The sequence below is a fragment of the Collinsella sp. BM28 genome (assembly GCF_054551995.1).
On sequence record NZ_JBTOLJ010000001.1, the window covers coordinates 1,834,594 to 1,854,628 of the forward strand.

The 20,035-nt window shown below is 61.8% G+C and carries 12 protein-coding genes; 3 read left to right on the forward strand and 9 right to left on the reverse strand.

Annotated features, from left to right (window positions below; all coding sequences use genetic code 11):
• Positions 1-83: 83 nt before the first annotated feature.
• The 4 genes from ACX9NZ_RS08015 to ACX9NZ_RS08030 form a co-directional block, all read right to left on the reverse strand.
• Positions 84-6,422: a Spy0128 family protein gene (locus ACX9NZ_RS08015; protein ID WP_407496494.1), complete on the reverse strand. Its 6,339-nt coding sequence runs from the start codon at positions 6,420-6,422 to the stop codon at positions 84-86.
• Positions 6,419-7,531: a fibro-slime domain-containing protein gene (locus tag ACX9NZ_RS08020; protein ID WP_407496495.1), complete on the reverse strand. Its 1,113-nt coding sequence runs from the start codon at positions 7,529-7,531 to the stop codon at positions 6,419-6,421. The genes ACX9NZ_RS08015 and ACX9NZ_RS08020 overlap by 4 nt, the downstream gene beginning before the upstream one ends.
• Before the next feature lie 337 nt (positions 7,532-7,868).
• Positions 7,869-8,909, reverse strand: a complete 1,041-nt coding sequence (locus ACX9NZ_RS08025; RefSeq protein WP_304291996.1) for a branched-chain amino acid aminotransferase — start codon at positions 8,907-8,909, stop codon at positions 7,869-7,871.
• 336 nt (positions 8,910-9,245) lie between these two features.
• Entirely contained in the window at positions 9,246-9,896 is a 651-nt protein-coding gene (locus ACX9NZ_RS08030) for a DedA family protein (RefSeq protein ID WP_294160045.1), read from the reverse strand.
• Positions 9,897-10,158: 262 nt separating this feature from the next.
• On the opposite strand from ACX9NZ_RS08030, the gene cysE reads away from it, so the two are divergent.
• Positions 10,159-10,869 (forward strand): serine O-acetyltransferase, encoded by a 711-nt coding sequence (gene cysE, locus ACX9NZ_RS08035; protein WP_118652224.1) that lies wholly within the window; start codon positions 10,159-10,161, stop codon positions 10,867-10,869.
• A 63-nt stretch (positions 10,870-10,932) separates the two neighbouring features.
• On the opposite strand, the gene ACX9NZ_RS08040 is transcribed toward cysE, so the two are convergent.
• The 3 genes from ACX9NZ_RS08040 to hypB form a co-directional block, all read right to left on the reverse strand.
• Positions 10,933-11,334: a hydrogenase maturation nickel metallochaperone HypA gene (locus ACX9NZ_RS08040; RefSeq protein WP_118652221.1), complete on the reverse strand. Its 402-nt coding sequence runs from the start codon at positions 11,332-11,334 to the stop codon at positions 10,933-10,935.
• A 103-nt stretch (positions 11,335-11,437) separates the two neighbouring features.
• Positions 11,438-14,233 carry an FAD-dependent oxidoreductase gene (locus tag ACX9NZ_RS08045; RefSeq protein ID WP_407496496.1) on the reverse strand — a complete coding sequence of 932 codons (2,796 nt, stop codon included), beginning with the start codon at positions 14,231-14,233 and terminating at the stop codon, positions 11,438-11,440.
• A 98-nt stretch (positions 14,234-14,331) separates the two neighbouring features.
• Positions 14,332-15,063: a hydrogenase nickel incorporation protein HypB gene (hypB, locus tag ACX9NZ_RS08050; protein ID WP_294160048.1), complete on the reverse strand. Its 732-nt coding sequence runs from the start codon at positions 15,061-15,063 to the stop codon at positions 14,332-14,334.
• Positions 15,064-15,202: 139 nt separating this feature from the next.
• Between hypB and ACX9NZ_RS08055 the strand changes: the two genes are divergently transcribed.
• Together ACX9NZ_RS08055 and ACX9NZ_RS08060 are read left to right on the forward strand one after the other, a co-directional pair.
• The gene (locus ACX9NZ_RS08055; protein ID WP_118652216.1) at positions 15,203-15,835 is read left to right on the forward strand and encodes a TetR/AcrR family transcriptional regulator; all 633 of its coding nucleotides are present in this window, start codon (positions 15,203-15,205) and stop codon (positions 15,833-15,835) included.
• A 59-nt stretch (positions 15,836-15,894) separates the two neighbouring features.
• Positions 15,895-16,869: a DUF5692 family protein gene (locus ACX9NZ_RS08060; protein WP_330006497.1), complete on the forward strand. Its 975-nt coding sequence runs from the start codon at positions 15,895-15,897 to the stop codon at positions 16,867-16,869.
• Positions 16,870-17,311: 442 nt separating this feature from the next.
• Here ACX9NZ_RS08060 and ACX9NZ_RS08065 read toward each other — a convergent pair whose 3' ends face one another.
• Positions 17,312-17,920, reverse strand: coding sequence for a hypothetical protein (locus tag ACX9NZ_RS08065; protein ID WP_294121520.1), 609 nt, complete (start codon positions 17,918-17,920; stop codon positions 17,312-17,314).
• A 176-nt stretch (positions 17,921-18,096) separates the two neighbouring features.
• A complete protein-coding gene (locus tag ACX9NZ_RS08070; protein ID WP_118652210.1) occupies positions 18,097-19,596 on the reverse strand; it encodes an ATP-binding protein in 1,500 nt (499 codons plus the stop codon).
• Positions 19,597-20,035 lie beyond the last annotated feature (439 nt).

Consider the following 20,035-nt stretch of genomic DNA (forward strand, 5'->3'; position numbering starts at 1 on the left):
CGATACGAACAGTATGAAGAACCCGCGCCCCATGGACAAGAGAAACCGATGGCACGTTCACAAAACCCTCCGGCCACGAACGGCTACGAACGCCCAGCCCGGTCGTCACGAACCCGCCTGCGCACCAGCACACCTCCCGTCGCCACCAGAAGAGATCCGACGAACGCACACGCGGCGATGGCGGAAGGCACGGCAGGATCGCCCGTCCCAGGCAGGCGAGATCCGTCCGTCTTTCCATCTCCACTTCCACCGTCGGGCGAAGCGGGTCGGTCACCCGAATCTCCGGGATCGGAAGGGTCAATGGGATCGGTGGGGTCCTTCGGCTCGGTATAGCTGTTCACAAACACCACGGACTGATCGCGGGCCGGGTTGCCATTCGCGTCGAGCAGCGCATGGGAGACCGAAAGCGTGCCGTCTCCGCTGTCCTTCACCGTGGTCTGCACGCGGTGGGCCGCATCGTCGTACGTCACACCGTCGGCCGACCCGTGCACCTCGCGCAGCACGTAGCTGTGCACGCCGGGGCCGTCATAGGCGATCGGCCGCATGCCCACAGAGCCATCCGCCGCATTGACGCCCTCAGAGACGACCCTCTCCACTCCGTCAACGGTCTCGATCAGCTCAAAACTGAACTCGCCTTCTCGCAGGTTGCGCCCGCCCAGCGTCTTGGTGATGGCAATGGCGTCGCTCACAGATGAAGGAGAGGTAGGCACGACGGAATACGTGTTGGTGAAGGAGAAATTCGCGCCGCCCTCGATCTTGGAGGCGATCGCCGAGATGGTGCCATCCCCGTTGTCGGTCACCGTCACCTCGACGGTCTTGATATCGGGATCGTTGGCGATTCCGGGCACCGTGCCGCTCTCGGAGATTGTGTAGCGAAAGACCCTGGTGCGCTCGGCGGGAGCAACCTCAGACGTGGGAGTCACCTCAGACGGAACCTCCGCCTCGGACGATGCGCCCATCTCGGACGGAGCGCCCGCCTCGCCACCCGAGGCGTCGCTGCCTCCAGACACGCTCTCCCCATCCAGAGGATCGGCACCGAACACATCCTCCATGGTGTAGGTGATCTCGCCAAAGGAGACGTTGCCCGCGGCATCGTTACGCACGGTCGCATCGCCCGGCATCGGTGCACCCTCAAAACCCTCGGCTGGAGCGAGGGTGAACTCATACTTTCCGGCGATGTCGCTCAAGGTCGGCGCGTTGTCGCCCGACTCCACGTCGAGCACCTTCGTGCCGCTGAGACTCACCGTCGTGGTGGCACCGGATCCATAGGCGTTCTTGAACGCCAGAACGTCACCCGAACCTTCCGGATACGTGACAGCCGCGCTCAATGCACCCGTCCCGTCATCCGTCACGCTCACGGTGACTGCAAAGGAGGTCGCAACACCGGCGATACCCTGGTCAGCCAAGCCGTCGGTGACCTCGGACACGGAGTACTGATAGGTGTATGTCACCGCGTTGGAATCGCCTGAGGCGGATGCGGTCGCCTTGCCGGCATCGACATCGGCGCACAGCTTGTCCAACGTATAGGTGATGTTGTCGAATGCAACCTTGCCCGAAGCGTCGTTTACGCCCGTCGAAACGGGGCCGTCGCCCGTCGCGGCGGGAGCGGCATTGCGCACCTCGAAGGCGAATTCACCATCGACCAGGGGGCGCCCTGTCAACTGCTTGGTGGCGTTGATCGCAACCGAGACATCCGCTTCAATCGGCGCGTAGGCGTTCGCGAACGGCACGCGCGCGGCGTTCTCCCGAGAAACCTCCTCGCCCGAAACATAGGTGTACACCGACAGATAGCTGTCCTTGACCACCTGCGTGACGACCTTGATGCGGCCATCCTCGTTGTCCCTCACGGCGATGGTCACCGTGTAGACAGAATCGTCGTATGCCACGCCGTCGGCGGTGCTCGGTATGACCTCGCGCACCTCATAGGTGTAGGTTTTCCCGATGTGCCCCTGTTCGAAGGTGAGCCCGCCCGAGGGAACAAGCGACACCGTGGCAGGATCGTCGGCGTTCGCCTGCGCGTCGGGGATGGCGATGGTCTTGCCCTGTGCAATCTCCTCATCGGTCATGCCGAGCAAAGCGCCCGCATCGCCCGCGGAGGTCAGCTGCTGAGTCGTGCCATCGGGCCGGGACACCTCCGTCGCCTTGGGCGTCACGGTGAAGGAGAAGTCGCGTGTAAGCCAGCTCGCGGCGTTTTTATAGGTGAATGTCTTCTCGATAACCAATCCTCCGGCGGCACCGTAGTCCAGTTCCACTGCCTCGTACTTGTTGGCGAAGTTGACCGTGGGCATGACTCCGCCCGCGGCAGCTCCGTTCTCGGTGGAACCGCGCACGACCTCGTCGCCCAGACCCTCAAGTACCGCTTCATCGAGCAGCTTCGCCCGCTTGGAACCGTCGCTCCCCACCAGGTCGGAAGTCTTGGGCCCCTTGGCGACCGCATACTCGGCATGGAGCGCCGAGGCATCATCCGCATCGGGCACCACGCGCAGTACCACATAGCCCGCATTCGCATCGTCCTCATATCCCACCGTCCCGGGATGGACGGCGGCCTCGGTCACACGGAAGATATGCGGGCAGCCGATCTGCTCCTGCGTCAGCTTGCCCTCAAAGAACACATCACCGTAGTCCTCGTTGAACGAGAACTTCTCGCCAGCGGCGGCAGTGCCGCACTTCATGCTCTCGGAACGGCGGCTGTCCTCGATGACATTGCCCGAGGAATCATAGGCGGTGCGCTCGACTGTGAACTCATACGAATTCTCAAGCAGGTCATGACCCTCCATGACCTTGGTCACGTCGATGCCCGCGAACGCGCCCGTTGCGCGGTAGATGTTGGTGAAGGATGCCACGATCTTTTGCTCGGTGGCGACTGCCCCCGATGCATCGAGGACCGTTGCGACGAGCTTGCCCGTCCCGTCATCCGCCACCTCGACCGTTACAGAGCGGGGTGCGGTGTCGTACGCCATGCCCACAGCCGAACCCGGGCGCTCGGCCAGGGTGAGCACATATGTTCCGACCTTCGAGAACGCGACATTGCCGATCGGCATGTTCAACGGCTCACCGGATGCGAGTGCCGTGCCTGCCGGGGGCTCGAGCTCATACACACCCGCCTCCTGGGCGTCCTCTTGCCCGGGCAGGTCGACCGCCGTCGCATCGCCCGAAGTCACGGCCACGTCGAAGATGAACTTTTCCCCATTGCCCCATGAACGGCCGTCGACCGCCTTGGACAGCTCCAACGGCAACTCCGTGGGAAGAGCCTGGTACGTGTTGGAAAAGTACGGGAAGCCCCGATCGGTCAGGTCGCCCTCATCAACGGGGACGAACTCACCCTGCTCGTTCTTGATGCTCCACGAGACACCCACCGCGAGGTCCCCCGCGGGGTTCGTGTCCGCCGGATTGCTCACGGCGTATTCCACGCGGTACACCTTGGAGTCATACCTCATGCCGTCGACTGTGTAGCCGGATTCGGCCGTCGCCCCCGCGGGCATGACCTCCGTCAGCTCGTACACATACGTGTGGCCGGCGTTGGACTCCGTGCTGAAGGTGAAATCACCGAACGAGGCCTCGCCCGCGACGACCACGGGCTGCTCGATGGGCCACGCGGAGCCATCCTCCGGAGTTGCCGCGTTACGGGGGCGGGGCATGCTCGCCAGCGTGATCTCGTCCGTATTCGTGGTGCCATCCACCGTGTCGCTCACGGGCCTCAGCGTGAACTTGAACTCGTTTCCGGCGAGGGTATGTCCGCCCGAGGTGTCCGTAAAGACCTTGAACGCCTGGAGCGATGCGGTGGCGGTGTCGTTTTGGAATGTGTTTTTGATCACGACGGTCATGGCACCGTGCGTCGCGGAGGTGCCGTCCTCGTCAAACGTGACGGATCCGACGAGTTGATTATCGACAGGAACCGCATTGCCCACATCGTCGATCAGCATATCGAGGACTACCTTGGTCACCCGCATGGTGCCGTCGCCGTTATCGACCGTCGTGGCGGCCACGCGGTAGAGCGCATCGGAATACGTCACGCCGGGCACGCGCTCGCCCGAAGCCACGGACGGGTCGACCTCATAGATATAGCTCACGTGGTCGCCGGGCGCATCGTATCTCGGCAGCCCAAAGGTCGCGGTATGATCCGGCGTGTCCTTGGTGATGGTCACACTCGCCGTGTCGTCCGCGGCAACCTGGGCACCCCCGCCGGCGGGCTGGACGGAGGGCAGGCCCATGACCACGGTGTACGCATCCGCCTCGATCCACACGTCATCCGTTCGACCCGTAAGCACCTTTTTAGCGGAGATCTTCGCGGCGTCCGGCAGCACGACCGGCTTGACTTCATAGAGATTCGTGAACACCAAGACGTCCGCCACCGCATCCGCGACCGCCTCGATCTCATCCCCCTGGCCTGCGACCTCCTCGCCATTGAGGGTGCGCGAGACCAGCGTGAAGCCCTCGGGCATCTGGGGCGCATTCGCCGCGTTCAGCAGGCCGAACAGGTTGAACAGCGTGGGCGATTCGGCAGTCGTCACCTCGCGGACCGTGTACCTCACATCCTCGGGCACGCCGTACACGCGTATGGTCTGGTCGGCTTTGAGCGTCACCACGCTGCCAGTCTCTATATCGAGGTCGGCATCGCCCACGGGACTGCCATCGGCCTCGAACACACGCGCCTTGTACGTAAGCGCACCGTCGGAACCCGCGCCGTCGAACGTGAACTCGAAGGGGAAGGCGGCATCCGGGTCGGGAGCAAGCCCCGCGGCTGCGGACACCCGCTTGGTCACCTCGATGGATGCCGTGCGCTCATTGGTCACCTGCACGCATGTTGCCCCGGTGAACAGCTGGTTGATCTGCATGGCACCGAGGTTCGTCCAAGTGCCCTTGGAGTCAGGGTCCTTGTTCTCATCGGCCTGTTGGATGTACAGGCGATTGATGCCCTCGTCGCAGTAGATGCGAAACGCCCCTCCCGGCTCCGCAGGACCGTACTGCAAGGCGCCTCCGGCAGCCCCGTACTCGAGGTCGACGATGTCGTCGGGCGCCGTGCTCGGGCTCCCCCATTCAATCGCGCCGGCATCGCCCAGCACGCCCGTCTGCTTGGACCCCCTGATCCACGTCAGCGTGTTGTTCACATCGTCGTTTTCCCCGTATTGACCGAGCGACGCCAGTAAGTTTCCCGCGCCCGAGAAGGTCTTGATGCCGTCATCCTTCGCGCCGGCATCGGCATAGACGCCCGTATCATCGACGATGACCTTGACGTACTCGTCGTTTATCTCATGGCCAGCGGGAACACCCGTCTCCTTGAGGTAGTACACGCCGTTTGAAAGCGGGTTGAACCGCTCCGCCGTGATCGGGAACACGCCCGCACCGGAGAGTTTGACGGGCGCGGTGAGCTGCTCCTGCGTCACCAGTCGATCGTAGTAGACGTCCTCGTCGATCGGGCGCACCACACCGCCGTCGGTATTCACCTGATCTGCCTTGTACAAGGTGAACTCGGCCTCGGCGACCGGATTGCCTGCATCGTCGACCTTCATGACGAACAGGCGGTCCTTAACGTTTGTGATATACATCGTCGATGCGAACTGGCGCTCGAAACCGTCATTCTTCAGACGCACCGTATTGGCGTCGGTCGCACCGTTCAGGCCGTTTGCGGCAGTCGTGAAGTACAGCGCCACCGTATATTCGGCCTGATCGCGCTCGTCCTCATCCATGAGCAGGTAATACTTGGCTATGTCACCCGGCAAGTCGTCGAGTTCGACCTGGAGCTGACCGCTCGCCGTCAGAGTGAAGACGTGCTCGTCGCCTTTTGCCGCCGCGATGACGTCGTCCCAGGCGCCGCCCGAAAGCACCTTGTAGCCCTCCACGGGGCTGCCGTATATGGGAGCCCACGAATCGACACCGTCCGCCTTCGTCTTCTTGAATGCGACCGCGAACAGCGTGCCCTGCGACACATCGACCTTCTCGCCGGTCTCATCCTCGACGGGGTCATTCGGGGCCGTGATGACCTCCTTCGCCACAATCGAGGCGCCGTTCTTCCACATCCAGCTATCGGAGGTTTCGGTCCCCGCCGGATCGACGAAGTAACCGCTTCCCATCTGGTCGGAGTAGATGTACTGAAGGTGCATGCATTTGTCCGTGTACTCGAGGGGCGCCTTGTGGCCGGCGGGAATCCTCGTCTCCTTGAGCAGGTAATACGTGCTATCGGCATGGTTGGGCGACGTATCGCGCTCATAGAGCTCATCGAAGCTCAGCACCGTGCCGTCGTCCTCCGTGAGCACCATACCGCCGTTGACGTCGGTGACGCCGGTGGCGAGCTGCGCGACCTCGTCCCAGTTCGCGTTCGAACGATACAGCGTGAAGCCCGCACCCGCGACCGGGTCGCCGTGCTGGTCGACCTTGACGATGTCGGTGTTGGGAACGTTCACGAGGTTGAACTTGAGGCTCATGTTCGAGGCACCCGCGCCCCGCTCAAGGTAGAAGAAACGCAGCGTGTGCTGGGTGCCGTCCTTGAATCTGCTCGAACCACCGTCGAAAGCGGAGGTCTCCGCCCCGCAGATTCGAACTTGCCCCTCATGGTGCCATCCGAGCGCCCGTTGATCTTGACGGCGCCCGTTTTAAAATCAATGCTCAGCGTCGCCTCGTTGTGGATGCCGCCGAGGTCTCCCACCAAGATGTCATCCACAAAGACCCATACGTCGTCGTCTCCGGAGAACTCGAAGACCATCGCGTCACCCTGCGGCGTCACGCCGTCCTTGGGCTGCACGAACCGCGATGACATGGACATGCCGAAATGATGGTTCAGCCCAGACGCATCGGCGTTGACGTCCGTTTGGACAAGGGCACCTCCCCGCTCTTCCTCGAACACCTCGTCGATGGGCGCGAACGGGAAGAACTGGCCGTTGGCGTTGTGGCTCGCCCCCGCACCCTTGATGCCCCATGTGTCGTAGACGGAAAAGCTATTGGAGTCGACGTTGAAGGACGCGAAATTCGTCGTGTCATACACGTAATACCCGTTCGCAGCTTTGAGCAGCCCCGTGGTGCCGATGTGAGCCTTCTTGCCTGAACCCGAGAAGGCGTCGAACAGGTACGCGAGCGATTCCTCATCAAGATAACTCGTCCCCGAAAGCACCGGGTAGCCATTCTCCAGCTTGTCCTTCACGATTCCGCCGTAGCGGTCGGCCCCGCCCGTCCACGCATTGGGGCCTTCGCCAGAGCCGGCAGCGCCGCCGTTGAGGTCACCGTTGTTGAATTTGAGGGTGTGCCCGCGGTTGATTCCGCCGTTATCGCCCGAGATCGCACTCTCATCGGCGTCGTTCACCCAATAATCGAACAGGTTGATAGTGGTGCCCGAAGGCGAGACCGTCTGGATGAGGTGTTTTTGGAGATCGTCCGCGAGAGCCGCATGGGCCTCTCCTGGCGGGATGGCGCCCAAGACCATCGCCGCAGCACACGCGACGGCGACAATGGCGCGCACACCGGCACCCATCAGCAGACGGTGCCCGACTTTAAATCGACGAGCACCCCCCTTTCCGAACTTCATTCCGATAACGAACATAGCAGGCACCTCACAGGCAGCATAAAACGGCAGACGCGTGCGTTCATATTACACCCCTCATGCCCAGCGTCTTTACCGCGATACAGCAGGTACCGTTCACGCCGCTTTTCGTCCGCTCGCGTCGCGTTTCATGCCGCTTGTTCCGTTTTTCGCTGCGTTCGCTCCGCATTTCATGCCGCTCGTTCCCCTTGGCGCGGTGTTCGCCTCGCTTCCCGAGTCTTCCGATCTGTCAAATGAATTGAGGTCCACCGCTGAAAAACATGGACGCCCGACTACCATCGAACGTCCACACCATCATCTATGCAGTTCGGGCGGAGCAACCTGGACTGGAAACGCCTTAGCAGATCTTGCAGACCCAACCGTGCTTGTCCTCGATGCTGCCGCCCTGGATGCCGGTGAGAGTCTCGCGAAGCTTCTTCATCACCGGACCGGAGGTCTCGTGACCGTCGGGGAAGACCACGACCGTGTCGCCGTCGTGGATCTCGCCCACCGGGGAGATGACCGCGGCGGTGCCGCACAGGCCGCACTCCACAAAGGCACCCGAGGTGACCTCGGCCCACGTGACGGGACGCTCGTCAACGGTGATGCCCAGGTCCTGGGCAACCTGGACGAGCGAGCGGCGGGTGATGGAGGGCAGGATCGAGTCGGTGTGGGACTTGGGCACCACAAGTGTGCCGTCCTTGGCGACGAACAGCACGTTGGCGCCGCCGGTCTCCTCAACGTAGGTACGGGACTCGGAGTCGAGGTAGAGGTTCTCGGCATAGCCATTGGCGTGCGCGTCCATGCCGGCCTTGAGGCTCATGGCGTAGTTGAGGCCGGCCTTGATGTTGCCGGTGCCGTGGGGCGCGGCGCGGTCGTACTTGGAGACGCACAGCTTGACCGCCGTGTCGCCACCCTTGAAGTACGGACCCACCGGGGTCACGAGGATGCGGAACTGGTACTCGTCGGCAGGCTTGACGCCGATGACGTCGCCCGTGGCGACCATGAGCGGGCGCACGTAGAGCGTGGCGCCGGAGCCGAACGGCGGCACCCACGCGGCGTTCGCCTCGACGACCTGCTTGACGGCCTCAACGAAGCGGTCCTGCGGGAAGGCGGGCATCACGAGGCGCTCGGCGGAATCAGCCATGCGCTGGGCGTTCATGTCCGGACGGAAGCAGACGATGGAGCCGTCCTCGGTGGTGTAGGCCTTGAGGCCCTCGAAGACCTCCTGACAGTAATGGAGGATGCCCGCGCACTCGGACAGCGTGATGGTGTGGTCAGTGGTGAGGCCGCCCTCGTCCCACGCGCCGTCCTTGTAGTTGGATACGTAGCTGTAATCCGTCTTGCGGTAGCTGAAGTCGAGATTGCCCCAGTCCAGGTCCTTCTTCTCAACGGTCATCGCGAACTCCTTACTCGATGAAGCCCCTCGTCGGGGGCGCGCGTTCAACGTAAGGGCCCTCCAGGCGGAGGCCCCTTGCAAACGAGAATGCCGGGCACATGGCCCGGCAACGGCATGTACGCTTGATTGTACTCCGCCACGATGGAGTGTCGGCAAAATTAATCACCGCGAAACGGTTCGCGCGGCGATGCACCCGCGCCCCGTATGCGAAGTCAAATCGAGGGTAACAATGTCAAAAATCGCCATCCAAATCAGGCGGTTTTTCGACATTGTTACCCTCGATGTCACGGGCAGGCGCTCACCGCAGGCGCACGGGCCGAACCCGCGCCCGCGTCCCTACTCGCCCTCGGCCTCACGGCGCTTCTGCTCGGCACGCGCCGGCAGGATGCGGAACTTGATCCACCAAGCCACCACAGCGACAGCCACGACAATGATGACGACCTTCACGACGCTGGACACCCACTCGGCCTGAGCGGTGATTTGCTCCCAGGCGCCGCCGGCCCAAAAGCCGAGCGTGCACAGTATGGCGTTCCACACCAGCGAGCCCACGAGGGTGTAGATCGCAAAGCGCACCATGTTCATCTTGGCGGTGCCGGCGGGAATGGAGATGAGGCTGCGCACCACGGGGATGCAGCGGCAGATGAGCACCGTGATCTGGCCCTTGCGGTCGAACCAACCGATGGCCTTGGCAACGTCGTCGGAATGGAAGCCGAGCATGCGCATGGGCTTGGTGTCGAAGAAGCCCTCGAGGCGCTCCTGCGAAAGCAGACGGCCGATGCCGTAGAGGAAATACGCGCCCACAACGGAGCCCACAGTGGCAGCGATGATGACTCCCGGGAGCGTCATCGCGGTTTGCGTTGCGAGGAAACCGGACAGTGGCAGGATGAGCTCGCTCGGGATGGGAGGGAACACGTTCTCGAACAAGATGAGGCCTGCGACCGCGAAGTAGCCAAACTGGCTAATGAAACTGAAGAATGCCTCTTGCATGTGATGCCCTTCTAAGCGACTGCATTGATCAACTGCTGCAAAATGCAATGTTCACCATAATAGCGGTCGCGCATAACGCCTTGGTAATGTGCGCAGTCTTTCCAGAACCTCCTTGACATGGGAGGTGTGCGACACTGCGCGATCGTGCACCCCGCCTCTGTCTCCATCTTGTTAATCCTAGCGATTCTCTCGACATTACACGGGAGGGCGCGTACACTTGCACCTCACACGCCAAAAAAGCCAAGCGCCCCAGGAGGAAGACATGGGAGCCATCGCCACCGTCCGCGAGGACATCGCGACCGTCAAGGCCAACGACCCCGCCGCGCAGAGCAGCCTTGTGATCTTCCTCTCCTATCCAGGGCTCCACGCCAAGTGGATGCACACACCCGAACATTGGTTGTGGGAGCACGGAGCACGCGGCCTCGCTCGCGTCCTTTCGCAGGTCACGAGGTTTTTCACCGGCGTCGAGATTCATCCCGCCGCGCAGCTTGGGCGGCGTCTCTTCATCGATCATGCCATGGGTGTGGTGATAGGCGAGACGACCATTGTCGGAGACGACTGCGTCTTGTACCAAGGCGTCACCCTGGGAGGCACGGGCAACGAGAGCGGCAAGCGCCACCCCACGCTTGGCAACAATGTCACCGTGGGAACGGGCGCCAAGGTTTTGGGCAATATCCATATTGGCGACAACGTACGCATCGGAGGCAACTCCGTTGTGGTGAAGGACGTGCCCAACAACTGCACGGTTGTTGGCATCCCCGGACGCGTGGTCAAGCGCAACGGATGCCGCGTGATGAGCGAAAGCTTCGATGCAAGCTGCCACCGAGAGAACATGCCCGACCCCGTCGAGGAGGACTCGATCATGAACCGCGAGGGCATCGCGGGCAACGCGCGGCGCATCGCCGAGCTCGAGCAGCAGGTCAACGAGCTGAGCGCCCTCGCGAGGCAGTTCGCCGAACAATTCGAGCGATAACCGGGCATCGTTGCGAGGAACCGGATAATACGCGGGACCCCACAGCGACCTCGACGCCACCTCTCAATGCAAGCTTTCGTGGGCGCACCCATCAGCAGCCGAGACAGCGGACCCCTCCTCGTCGGGAGTGGCGATCTCCTTGATAACTGACTCGTCGCCCTGCACCAGATAGGTGCGCTCGCTGCCGCAATACGGACACATGCGCCCGTGCTCGACCGTGCCGTACGTCTTTTCGCAGGCCTCGCAGAACGTGACGGCGGGCACCTCCTCGATTACAAGTTCCGCCCCACGCATCAGGTCATGCTTGGCGCACGCCCAGTTCCAGCAGTCGGTGAGGTACCTCGGGATGATGCCCGACACTTCGCCGAGCTCCAACGTGACCGAGGAGACGCGACGCAGGTTATTTTGCGCCGCAACCTCCTCAACGCTGCGGATGATATGGAAGACAATGCCCAATTCATGCATGAACAGTACTCCAAACTCAAAGGGTCAAAATGCCCAGATCGCCTTGACAGCCGAGAGGGCTAGACCTTTTAGTCACCCCCCCCCGGCTGAGAGGCAAGATGGGTTATTTGGATCCCTTTGAGCCAAAGCGGATCTTGATCTCGCGCTTGAGCGCGTACTTCGCCAAGCTCGGGACCTTCTTCTCGTACTTCACCATGTTGCTGCACTCGGGATGCTCGCGGTGCAGGTGGATGGCGTCGAACGCGCACTTGGTGGTGCACAGGCCGCAGCCGATGCACTTGTTCTCGTCGACGATGCTCGCACCGCAGCCTAGGCAGCGCGCGGTCTCGACGCGAACCTGCTCCTCGGTGAACGTCTCGACGTACTCGCGGAAGGGCTGGGCCTTCTCGCGACCGTAGTTATGGACTGCGTCACCACGGCTCGCGGTGTCGTAGCTGCCGAACTCCACGTCATCGCGGTTGAGCTCACGATACGCGCGCGGGTTGCGCCCGATGGTGAGCGTCGCGTCCTGCACGAAGCGGTGGATGGAGATCGCGGCCTCGTGACCGGCGGCGATGGCGTCGATGGCGAACTTCGGGCCGGTGTAGACGTCGCCGCCCACGAAGATGTCAGGCTGGGCGGTCTGATAGGTCTTGGGATCGGCGACGGCGCCCTGGCCGCGGCCGAGCTCCACCGCTTCGCCCTCGAGCAGGTCACCCCACAGGATGGACTGGCCGATGGAGAACACCACGCGGTCGGCGGAGACGGTGCGCAGCTCGCCCTCGTCGTAAGTCGGGTCGAAGCGGCCCTCGTCGTTGAAGACACGCAGGCAGCGCTTGAAGACGACCTCGCGCACGCGGCCGTCCTCGCCGGTGCGGACCTCGACCGGCCCCCATCCGCAGGAAATGTGGACGCCATCCTCGTTGGCCTCCACGACCTCCTCCGTACTGGCCGGCATGTCCTCGGCGCTCTCCAGGCAGAACATCTCGACATGCTCGCTGCCCAGGCGCGCCGCGGTGCGGGCGACGTCGATGGCGACGTTGCCGCCGCCCACCACGATGGTGCGGCCGGGCATCGGCGCGGCCTCGCCGCCGCCGTCCTGCTGCTCGGCCACGCCGCGGAGGAAATCGACGGCGACCGAGACGCCCTCGGCGTCCTCGCCCGGGATGCCGGGCAGACGGCCGCCCTGGCAGCCGATCGCCACGTAGAACGCCTTGAAGCCCTGCTCGCGCAGCTCGTCGAGGGTCACATCGCGACCGACCTCGACGCCCAGGCGGATGTCGACGCCCATCTCGCGGATGATCTCGACCTCGGCCTCGATGACGTCCTTCTCCAGCTTGTAGCTCGGGATTCCGTAGGTGAGCATGCCGCCGGGGCGGGCACTCTTCTCGAAGATGACCGGCTTGTAGCCCTTCTCCGCGAGATAGAACGCGCAGGAGAGGCCCGCGGGACCGGCGCCGATCACGGCGATCTTGTCGTCGAAGCCGCCGGCGCGCGTGGGCGTCACGACCTCCGGCACGTAGCGGTTCTCGGCCACGAGGTCCTGCTGGGCGATGAACTTCTTCACCTCGTCGATGGCCACGGCGGCGTCGATGCGGCCGCGCGTGCAGGCGTCCTCGCAGCGGCGGTTGCAGATGCGGCCGCAGATCGCCGGAAGCGGGTTCTCGCGCTTGATGAGGGCGAGCGCGTCGCGGTAGCGCCCCTGGGCGGCGAGTTTGAGGTAGCCCTGGACGGCGATGTGCGCGGGGCACGCCGTCTTACAGGGGGAGGTGCCCGTGTCGTACGTCTCGATGCGGTTCTTGTTGCGGTAGTCGGGGCTCCACTTCTCGGGGCCCCACTTCACGGCGTCCGGCAGTTCCTGCTTGGGGTACTCCGGCACCTTGCCCGTGCTCGCGGCGCAGAGCTTCTGGCCGAGCTTGACGGCGCCCGCGGGGCACACCTCGACGCAGCGGCCGCACGCGACGCACTTGTCGGCCTCGGTGCGCGCCACGTACGCCGAGCGGGACAGGTTCGGGGTGTTGAACAGCTGCGAGGTGCGCAGCGCGTAGCACACGTTCACGTTGCAGTTGCAGATTGCGAAGATCTTGTCCTCGCCGTCGATGTTGGTGATCTGGTGCACGAAGCCGTTCGCCTCGGCCTGGCGCAGGGTCTCGTAGACCTCCTCGCGCGTGATGTAGTGGCCGCGATCGGTCTCCACCACGTAATCGGCCATGTCGCCCACGGCGATGCACCAGTCGTTCGGGTCGTCGCCGCAGCCCTCGCCCAGCTTCGCACGGCTCATGCGGCAGCTGCAGGGGCTCGCGGCGTACTTGCCCTCGTACTTGTCGAGCCAGTGCTCGATGTGCTCGATGGAGACGGAGCGATCCTCCATCTGGATGGCCTGCTCCACCGGGATGACGTGCATGCCGATGCCCGCGCCTCCGGGCGGCACCATGGGCGTCGCCTTCGCGAGGGCCCCCTTAGAGGCCTGCTCGAAGAACTTCGCCACCGCCGGGTGCTCGTCGATCTGGGACTGGCGCATGTTGAGGAACTCCGCCGAGCCGGGCACGAGCATGGGCAGGACCCACTGCTTGGTGCGCGTGGGGTTCTCCCAGTTGTACTCGAGCAGGCCGATGTAGCTCATCTCGTCGAGGAGCTTCTCGAGCGGCTCGGAATCCATGCCGGTGGCCTTCGCCGCGTCGGTAAGGGTGTAGGGGCGGCGCATCTTCATCTTAAGGAGCACGTCGGCCATCTCGTCGGTCGTCACCTCGGCGAACGCCCAATACTCGAAGGGCTTGAGCTCCTTGCGGCCCAACAGGCGGTTGGTGCAGTGCTCGCACAGCGCCACGATCTTCTCGCGCGGGTGCTCGGGGATGGGTGGGACGAACTCGGATCCGATATCGGGCTCGGTGAACGAGATTCCGGGACCGTTTACGATCATGTTGATTCCTTTCGTGCTGTGTGAAAGTGCCTCAATGTAGAGACGGCTTTTTTGGGAGGTACCCTGTTTGGGAGGACTTTTCCACATCGAGGTCATCCCTATATCGAGGCCCGGCGCCCCTCATCCGCGGTCTTCCACTCCGCCACGCGCGTGCGCAGCCAGTCGGCCCAGACGTCGATGCCCTCGCCCGTCTTGGCGCTGATGGGGATGATGGTCGCGTTCGGGTTGCGCATGAGGATGTTCTCGCGCACGCGCTCCATGCTGAACGTGTCGAACACGGGCAGTGCATCGATCTTGTTGATGAGTACCACGTCGCAGATGCTAAACATGAGCGGGTACTTAAGTGGCTTGTCGTCGCCCTCCGGCACCGACAGGATCATCGCGTTGGCCGATGCGCCCGTGTCGAACTCGGCGGGGCACACCAGGTTGCCCACGTTCTCCAAAATCGCTAGGTCGACTGGCGCCCCGGTGGCCTCTTCGCCGTCGGAGCCCTCACTCGTCACAAGCTCGTCCAGGCCTTGCTCGGTCATGTACGCGTCGAGGTGGCACATGCCTCCCGTGTGCAGCTGGATGGCGCGGGCCCCGGTGCCGAGGATGGTGCGCGTGTCGACATCGGAGTCGATATCGGCCTCCATCACCGCGATGGACATCTCGTCGCGCAGCGCCTCGATCGTGCGCGTGAGCGTGGTGGTCTTGCCCGAGCCCGGGCTGGACATCAGATTGAGCAGAAATGTCCCGCGCTCGCGCAGCGTCCCGCGCAGCTCCTCCGCCTTGCGATCGTTATCGGCGAATACGCTCTGTTTGACCTCAATAACGCGAACATCTCCCATGAGCCCTCCCAACTGGCATTTCCCTGTCATATGCCGTTCAGCGAATTCGTTGACACTTTGTCAAATTACATATTGACGTTTTGTCAACAAAGGTCAAGACTGGAATCGGTAAAGGCAGGGACAACAAGGAGGAACGGTCATGGCCAGCGAAGCACCCGGTCACCACGAGCGACTCGCACACGACGATCGGCGCGGCGACATCCTCGCTGCCGTGCGGTCCGCCATCGAGGAAGACGGGATCAGCCGCCTGTCCATCTCTTCCATAACCAAGCGCGTGGGCTGCACGCGCTCGCTGTTCTATCACTACTTCCCCACTAAGGAAGACGCGCTGCAGGCCGTCCTCGACCAGAGCATCGACGCCTTTGTCGAGCGGCTCATCGATTGGAACGCCAGCCGTGTGCCCGGAGACATCGAGGGCGCCCTTGACCAGGCGGCCCATTTGCTCAAATCCATGGTGCGCGGCGATTCTGACCACACGGCGCGCTCCGTGGCGCACGGGGGAGATGCCTCGCTTTATGCGTCGTTCGTACATCGCGTTGCCGACCGCACCGCCCGCTACGTGTGCTCGTCGACCGTCGTTGACTTCGCCGCTCGCCACGAGGTGCGCATCGACCACCTGTACGAAACGTTCTACGTGCTCATCACCGGTCTCATCATGTATGTGCGCACGCACCCCGATGCACCTGAGGAAACCATCAAGGACATCATCGCGAGCACACTGCACATCGAGGGCTACACGGCAAAGTACCCCGAACGCCGCCCCGTCCGCTAGGGGCTTCCTCCTCGAATGTCGATCAAGGCCGTTACGGCCCGAGATAGAAAGGGGAACAGATGTTGTTCCAGGTTTATGGCGAAAACGCCATGTTCCAGTGGCTGGGATGGATTATGGTCTTTGCGGGCCTCATCGCCGCCAACGAGATCGCCCGCCGCTCCAAGATCGGCGGCATCGTGTGCTTCCTCGGCATCCCCGCCGTGCTCACGGTGTACTTCATCTCCATCTACGTATGCGCCGGGATGGGAATGGAGTGGGCGCTCAACAACCCCACGTACCTGCACATGGGCAGCTGGTTCCACTACGCCAAGCTCTACGCCGCCACCGCCGGCTGCATCGGCTTCATGATGCTCAAGTACGGCTGGGGCAAGCTCGGGCGTAGCGAGGCCTTCAAGGTCTTCCCCTTCGCCATCGTGGCCATCAACATCCTCATCGCCGTGGTGAGCGACTTCGAGAGTGCCGTGCGTGCCTTTGGCACCACCTGGGTCTCCTCCGAGGGCGTTACCCTCATGGGCGGCTGGCACAACGTGTTCAACGGCATCGCCGGCCTCATCAACATCTTCTGCATGACCGGTTGGTGGGGCATCTACCGTTCCAAGAAGGGCGACGACATGCTGTGGCCCGACATGACCTGGGTTTACATCGTTGCTTACGACCTGTGGAACTTCTGCTACACCTACAACTGCCTGCCCACGCACGCCTGGTACTGCGGCCTGGCGCTGCTGCTCGCGCCTACCGTGGCGAACTTCTTCTGGAACAAGGGCGGCTGGATCCAGAACCGCGCAAACACCCTCGCCATCTGGTGCATGTTCGCCCAAGTGTTCCCGATGTTCCAGGATTACTCCGTGTTCTCCACGAACTCCGTGAACAACCCGCAGGTCAACCTGGCGGTCTCCGCGATCGCACTCACGGTGAACATCGCAGCCTTTGGCTACATCATGTACCGCGCCAAGAAGCTCGGCGTGAACCCCTACAAGCACGAGGTCTTCAAGGGCACCCGCGACTTCGAGCAGGCCATGTCCCGCGCCGCGTAGGACTTGCGCCTAAGCCACGTGCGTTGCCTCGGGATTCGGGACGCGTCTTGGCAGCAGTCGAATAGTGCCGCGCCGCGCCGATCCGCACGCCGCAGCCCATATCGATTCGCATGCTAGCATTTGGCACATCAATACGTCGTTCTGAACAGGTGGAGCCGCCCGTCAAGGGCGGCTCCACCTGCATGACGGGCTTTAAACCGACCTCCGAATCCACCAAGTCGAGCTTTTTCGTATTCAAATCAAATAATGGCGAGTAGCCCCGACAGACGACCCACCGTCACCTGCGGTTTTTCCCAACTTGAAACCCGCTGTACTCGGCTTTTCCGAAAACGAATACGAAAAAGCTCAAGACGCCACTCGCAGCTCAGCCCCGACACGCATTATGCAAAGCAGTTCATTTGCTCAAAAGGCCGGAGGAGCGGCGCATTGGCCTATTTTCAAGTCAGATTGGCTGAAATGCATCGCACTTTTTCGTGGCTTCGCAAGTTCGTGTGGGTACGGGCCACGCCGACCCGCGGCCCGGCAGCAACGGCTCCCATTCGGCGTCCACGCCGTTCGCGCACCGGGGAGCAAGAAGGCCCGGCATCACCTCAGATGAGATCGCCGCCATCTTGCATAAACGACGCCATGTTAAGGCGCCTGACGCCGTCCCTCTCCTGCAGCAGGGGGGGTCAAGCGCGAAAAGGTAGCGCGAGCATCCGTCCCTGATGTAGCCGAACGGCCTGTACCCCCGCTCCTCCACGCCCCCATCGACGATCGTCATCGAGACCTGGATGTAGACGGCGATCGTCCGCCGCTCAACGGCGATGCGCTCCGTCTTGGTGAAGCGGTCGTGGAGGTTGGTGAGGCTTGTCGGGGCTCCGTAGTTGTTGCTGGCGTAGGTCATGCCGCGGTTGGACGTATCGATGTTCCGGATCTTGTTGTGAGACCTGATGTCCTTGTCGACGATCCGCCCGACGACCTCCTCGTAGTCTCGGGCGTTCTGCGCCTCGTCGATGGAGAAGTATTTGAAGTCGTCATCGACAAGAAGCGACTCGATCTTTTCCTCCACCTGCTCGGCCGTCCTTATCGAGCGGTTGCCGCACTTGTCGAGGTCATGTAAATAGCATACAGACAACAAAAAGCTCGGAGATGATCACGTCTCCGAGCTGCAGTTTCTTGGTCGCGGGGGCAGGATTTGAACCTACGACCTCCGGCTTGTGAGCCCGGCGAGCTACCAGACTGCTCCTACCGACGCAAACGATAGCGTCGCTTGGGGCTGTTGGCCGCCCCGATTCCCTCGACAATTCCTTCCTCCATAAGCGCAGACAGATATCGGCGCACCGTTTTCACTGACATACCCGACGCTTTCGCAAGTTCCGACGTGCTTACGCTCTCGCGATCGGCAATGTAACCAAGGATGGCAGTCTTAACGTTTTCCTTTGTGTATGAGCGGTCTTCCTGGTCCGCCATGCGTCGATGCCTCATGATCAAAACAAACTCATCGAGGGTGCTCTTCGCAATCGGCGCGGGCATCAAGGCCTGTTCGAGCTCCCTATTAATTGTTGGATAGCCTGAGCCTCGATTCTCGACGACGCGACCAACCCTGCCATCAACATCAGAGTAGGGCACATCCTCGAGAATTCGAGCTAGAAACTGGTTCCTCGAAGCCGTTGCGCCTCGTTGTCCCAAACGTTCAACCGTCAACGAGCCGAACAAGCCGCCGGGGTTGGACAACTCCATACGATCGGGGTAAAGGTCAATCATTACCGGGGTGCCTAACGCATCGGGAGAATAATCCCTATGCATCAACGCGTTGGCAACAGCCTCACGGACTGCAGCCAACGGGTAGTCCGGCACGTTTTCTCTCAACGCACCTTTTACGATTGCGCCATGCTTCATGTTTCGCGATGCAGCCCGCACCGCATCAACTACCATGATGGGTATTGGCCCATCGATATCAACCGAATCAGAAAAACGTTCCCCAGCTCTCCCCACTTCGCCCTTTTTCGGTGTCGGATAGGCTGTGAACACAATGTTGGCACGAGGAAAAAACTGTTGCGGAGAAAACCCCAATGCCATAATGCCGGCAACGGTCGGCCTCAAAACCCCTTCAGCATCGAGAGAAACTACACGCCGATTCGCCATGAGCTCCTCATCGCTTAAAGCCGCGGACCTGCCCAGTGTCGTCGACCTCACGCGCGAGAGCCATCCTGCGAGCAATTCTTGATCAAAGTCATCGATCGTTGCGCCCTCAACAACAACAGCATCGTTGCGCGCGCTTCGATATTGATTTTCGATATATCGATCGATTTCGTAAGATGACATCTTGTGGTCGCCATCGCCCGTTCTTATGTATGAGCCAAGGCGTTGACCGAGCTTTTTGACATAACATGGCTTCTCCCGTGGCGGAGCCTCGGGAACATTAACCACAACGACGGGCTTCGACTCAAACTCCAAAACCATGATGTCGACCATCTGGGGAGGCTCAACGAGTTCCCTCGCCGCTTGGGCGCTATGCGCCTGGATCATCTTCACATCGATGCCCACCGAATGGAAGCCGTCTTTTTCGCTGATGCCGAAAACGATCGTTCCGCCAGCTCCATTAGCAAAAGCGGAAATCGAATCCGGCATCGTCTTGGGAAAACCGCCTGCCGCGGTTTTGAGTTCGTATTCGGCAAGGTCCGTCCCTGCGGCCCTCATGTGCTCAACCGCAGCGGCCAACTCGATATCATTCGTTATGAACATAGCTGTCCTTCGATTGAATCATTAGTCAGCCCCCTACTATACCCCAGCCATTCCCCAGTTCCGCAGTAAAGTTCCCTAGTTCCGCAGTAAAGTTCCCTAGTTCCGCAGTTTAGTTCCCTAGTTCCCTAGTTAAGTTCCTCAGTTTGCACCTTGCTGGCTTGTGTCAGATTGGGCATGCAGGGCCCGCTCTGTCCAAATGTCTCGATCTGTAATACCTAGCCGGCCAAATCGGGTCTACCTGTTACAGATTGAGATTTTCGACCGAAAAGTTGAGAATCGGGCCGATAACACAGCCCCCAGATAAGAAAAAAGCTCGTCGGCTATGCCGACGAGCTGCAAATTCTTGGTCGCGGGGGCAGGATTTGAACCTACGACCTCCGGGTTATGAGCCCGTTTACATCGCTATTCATTAGCGGCAATCCTTCGCATCCCCTTGTTT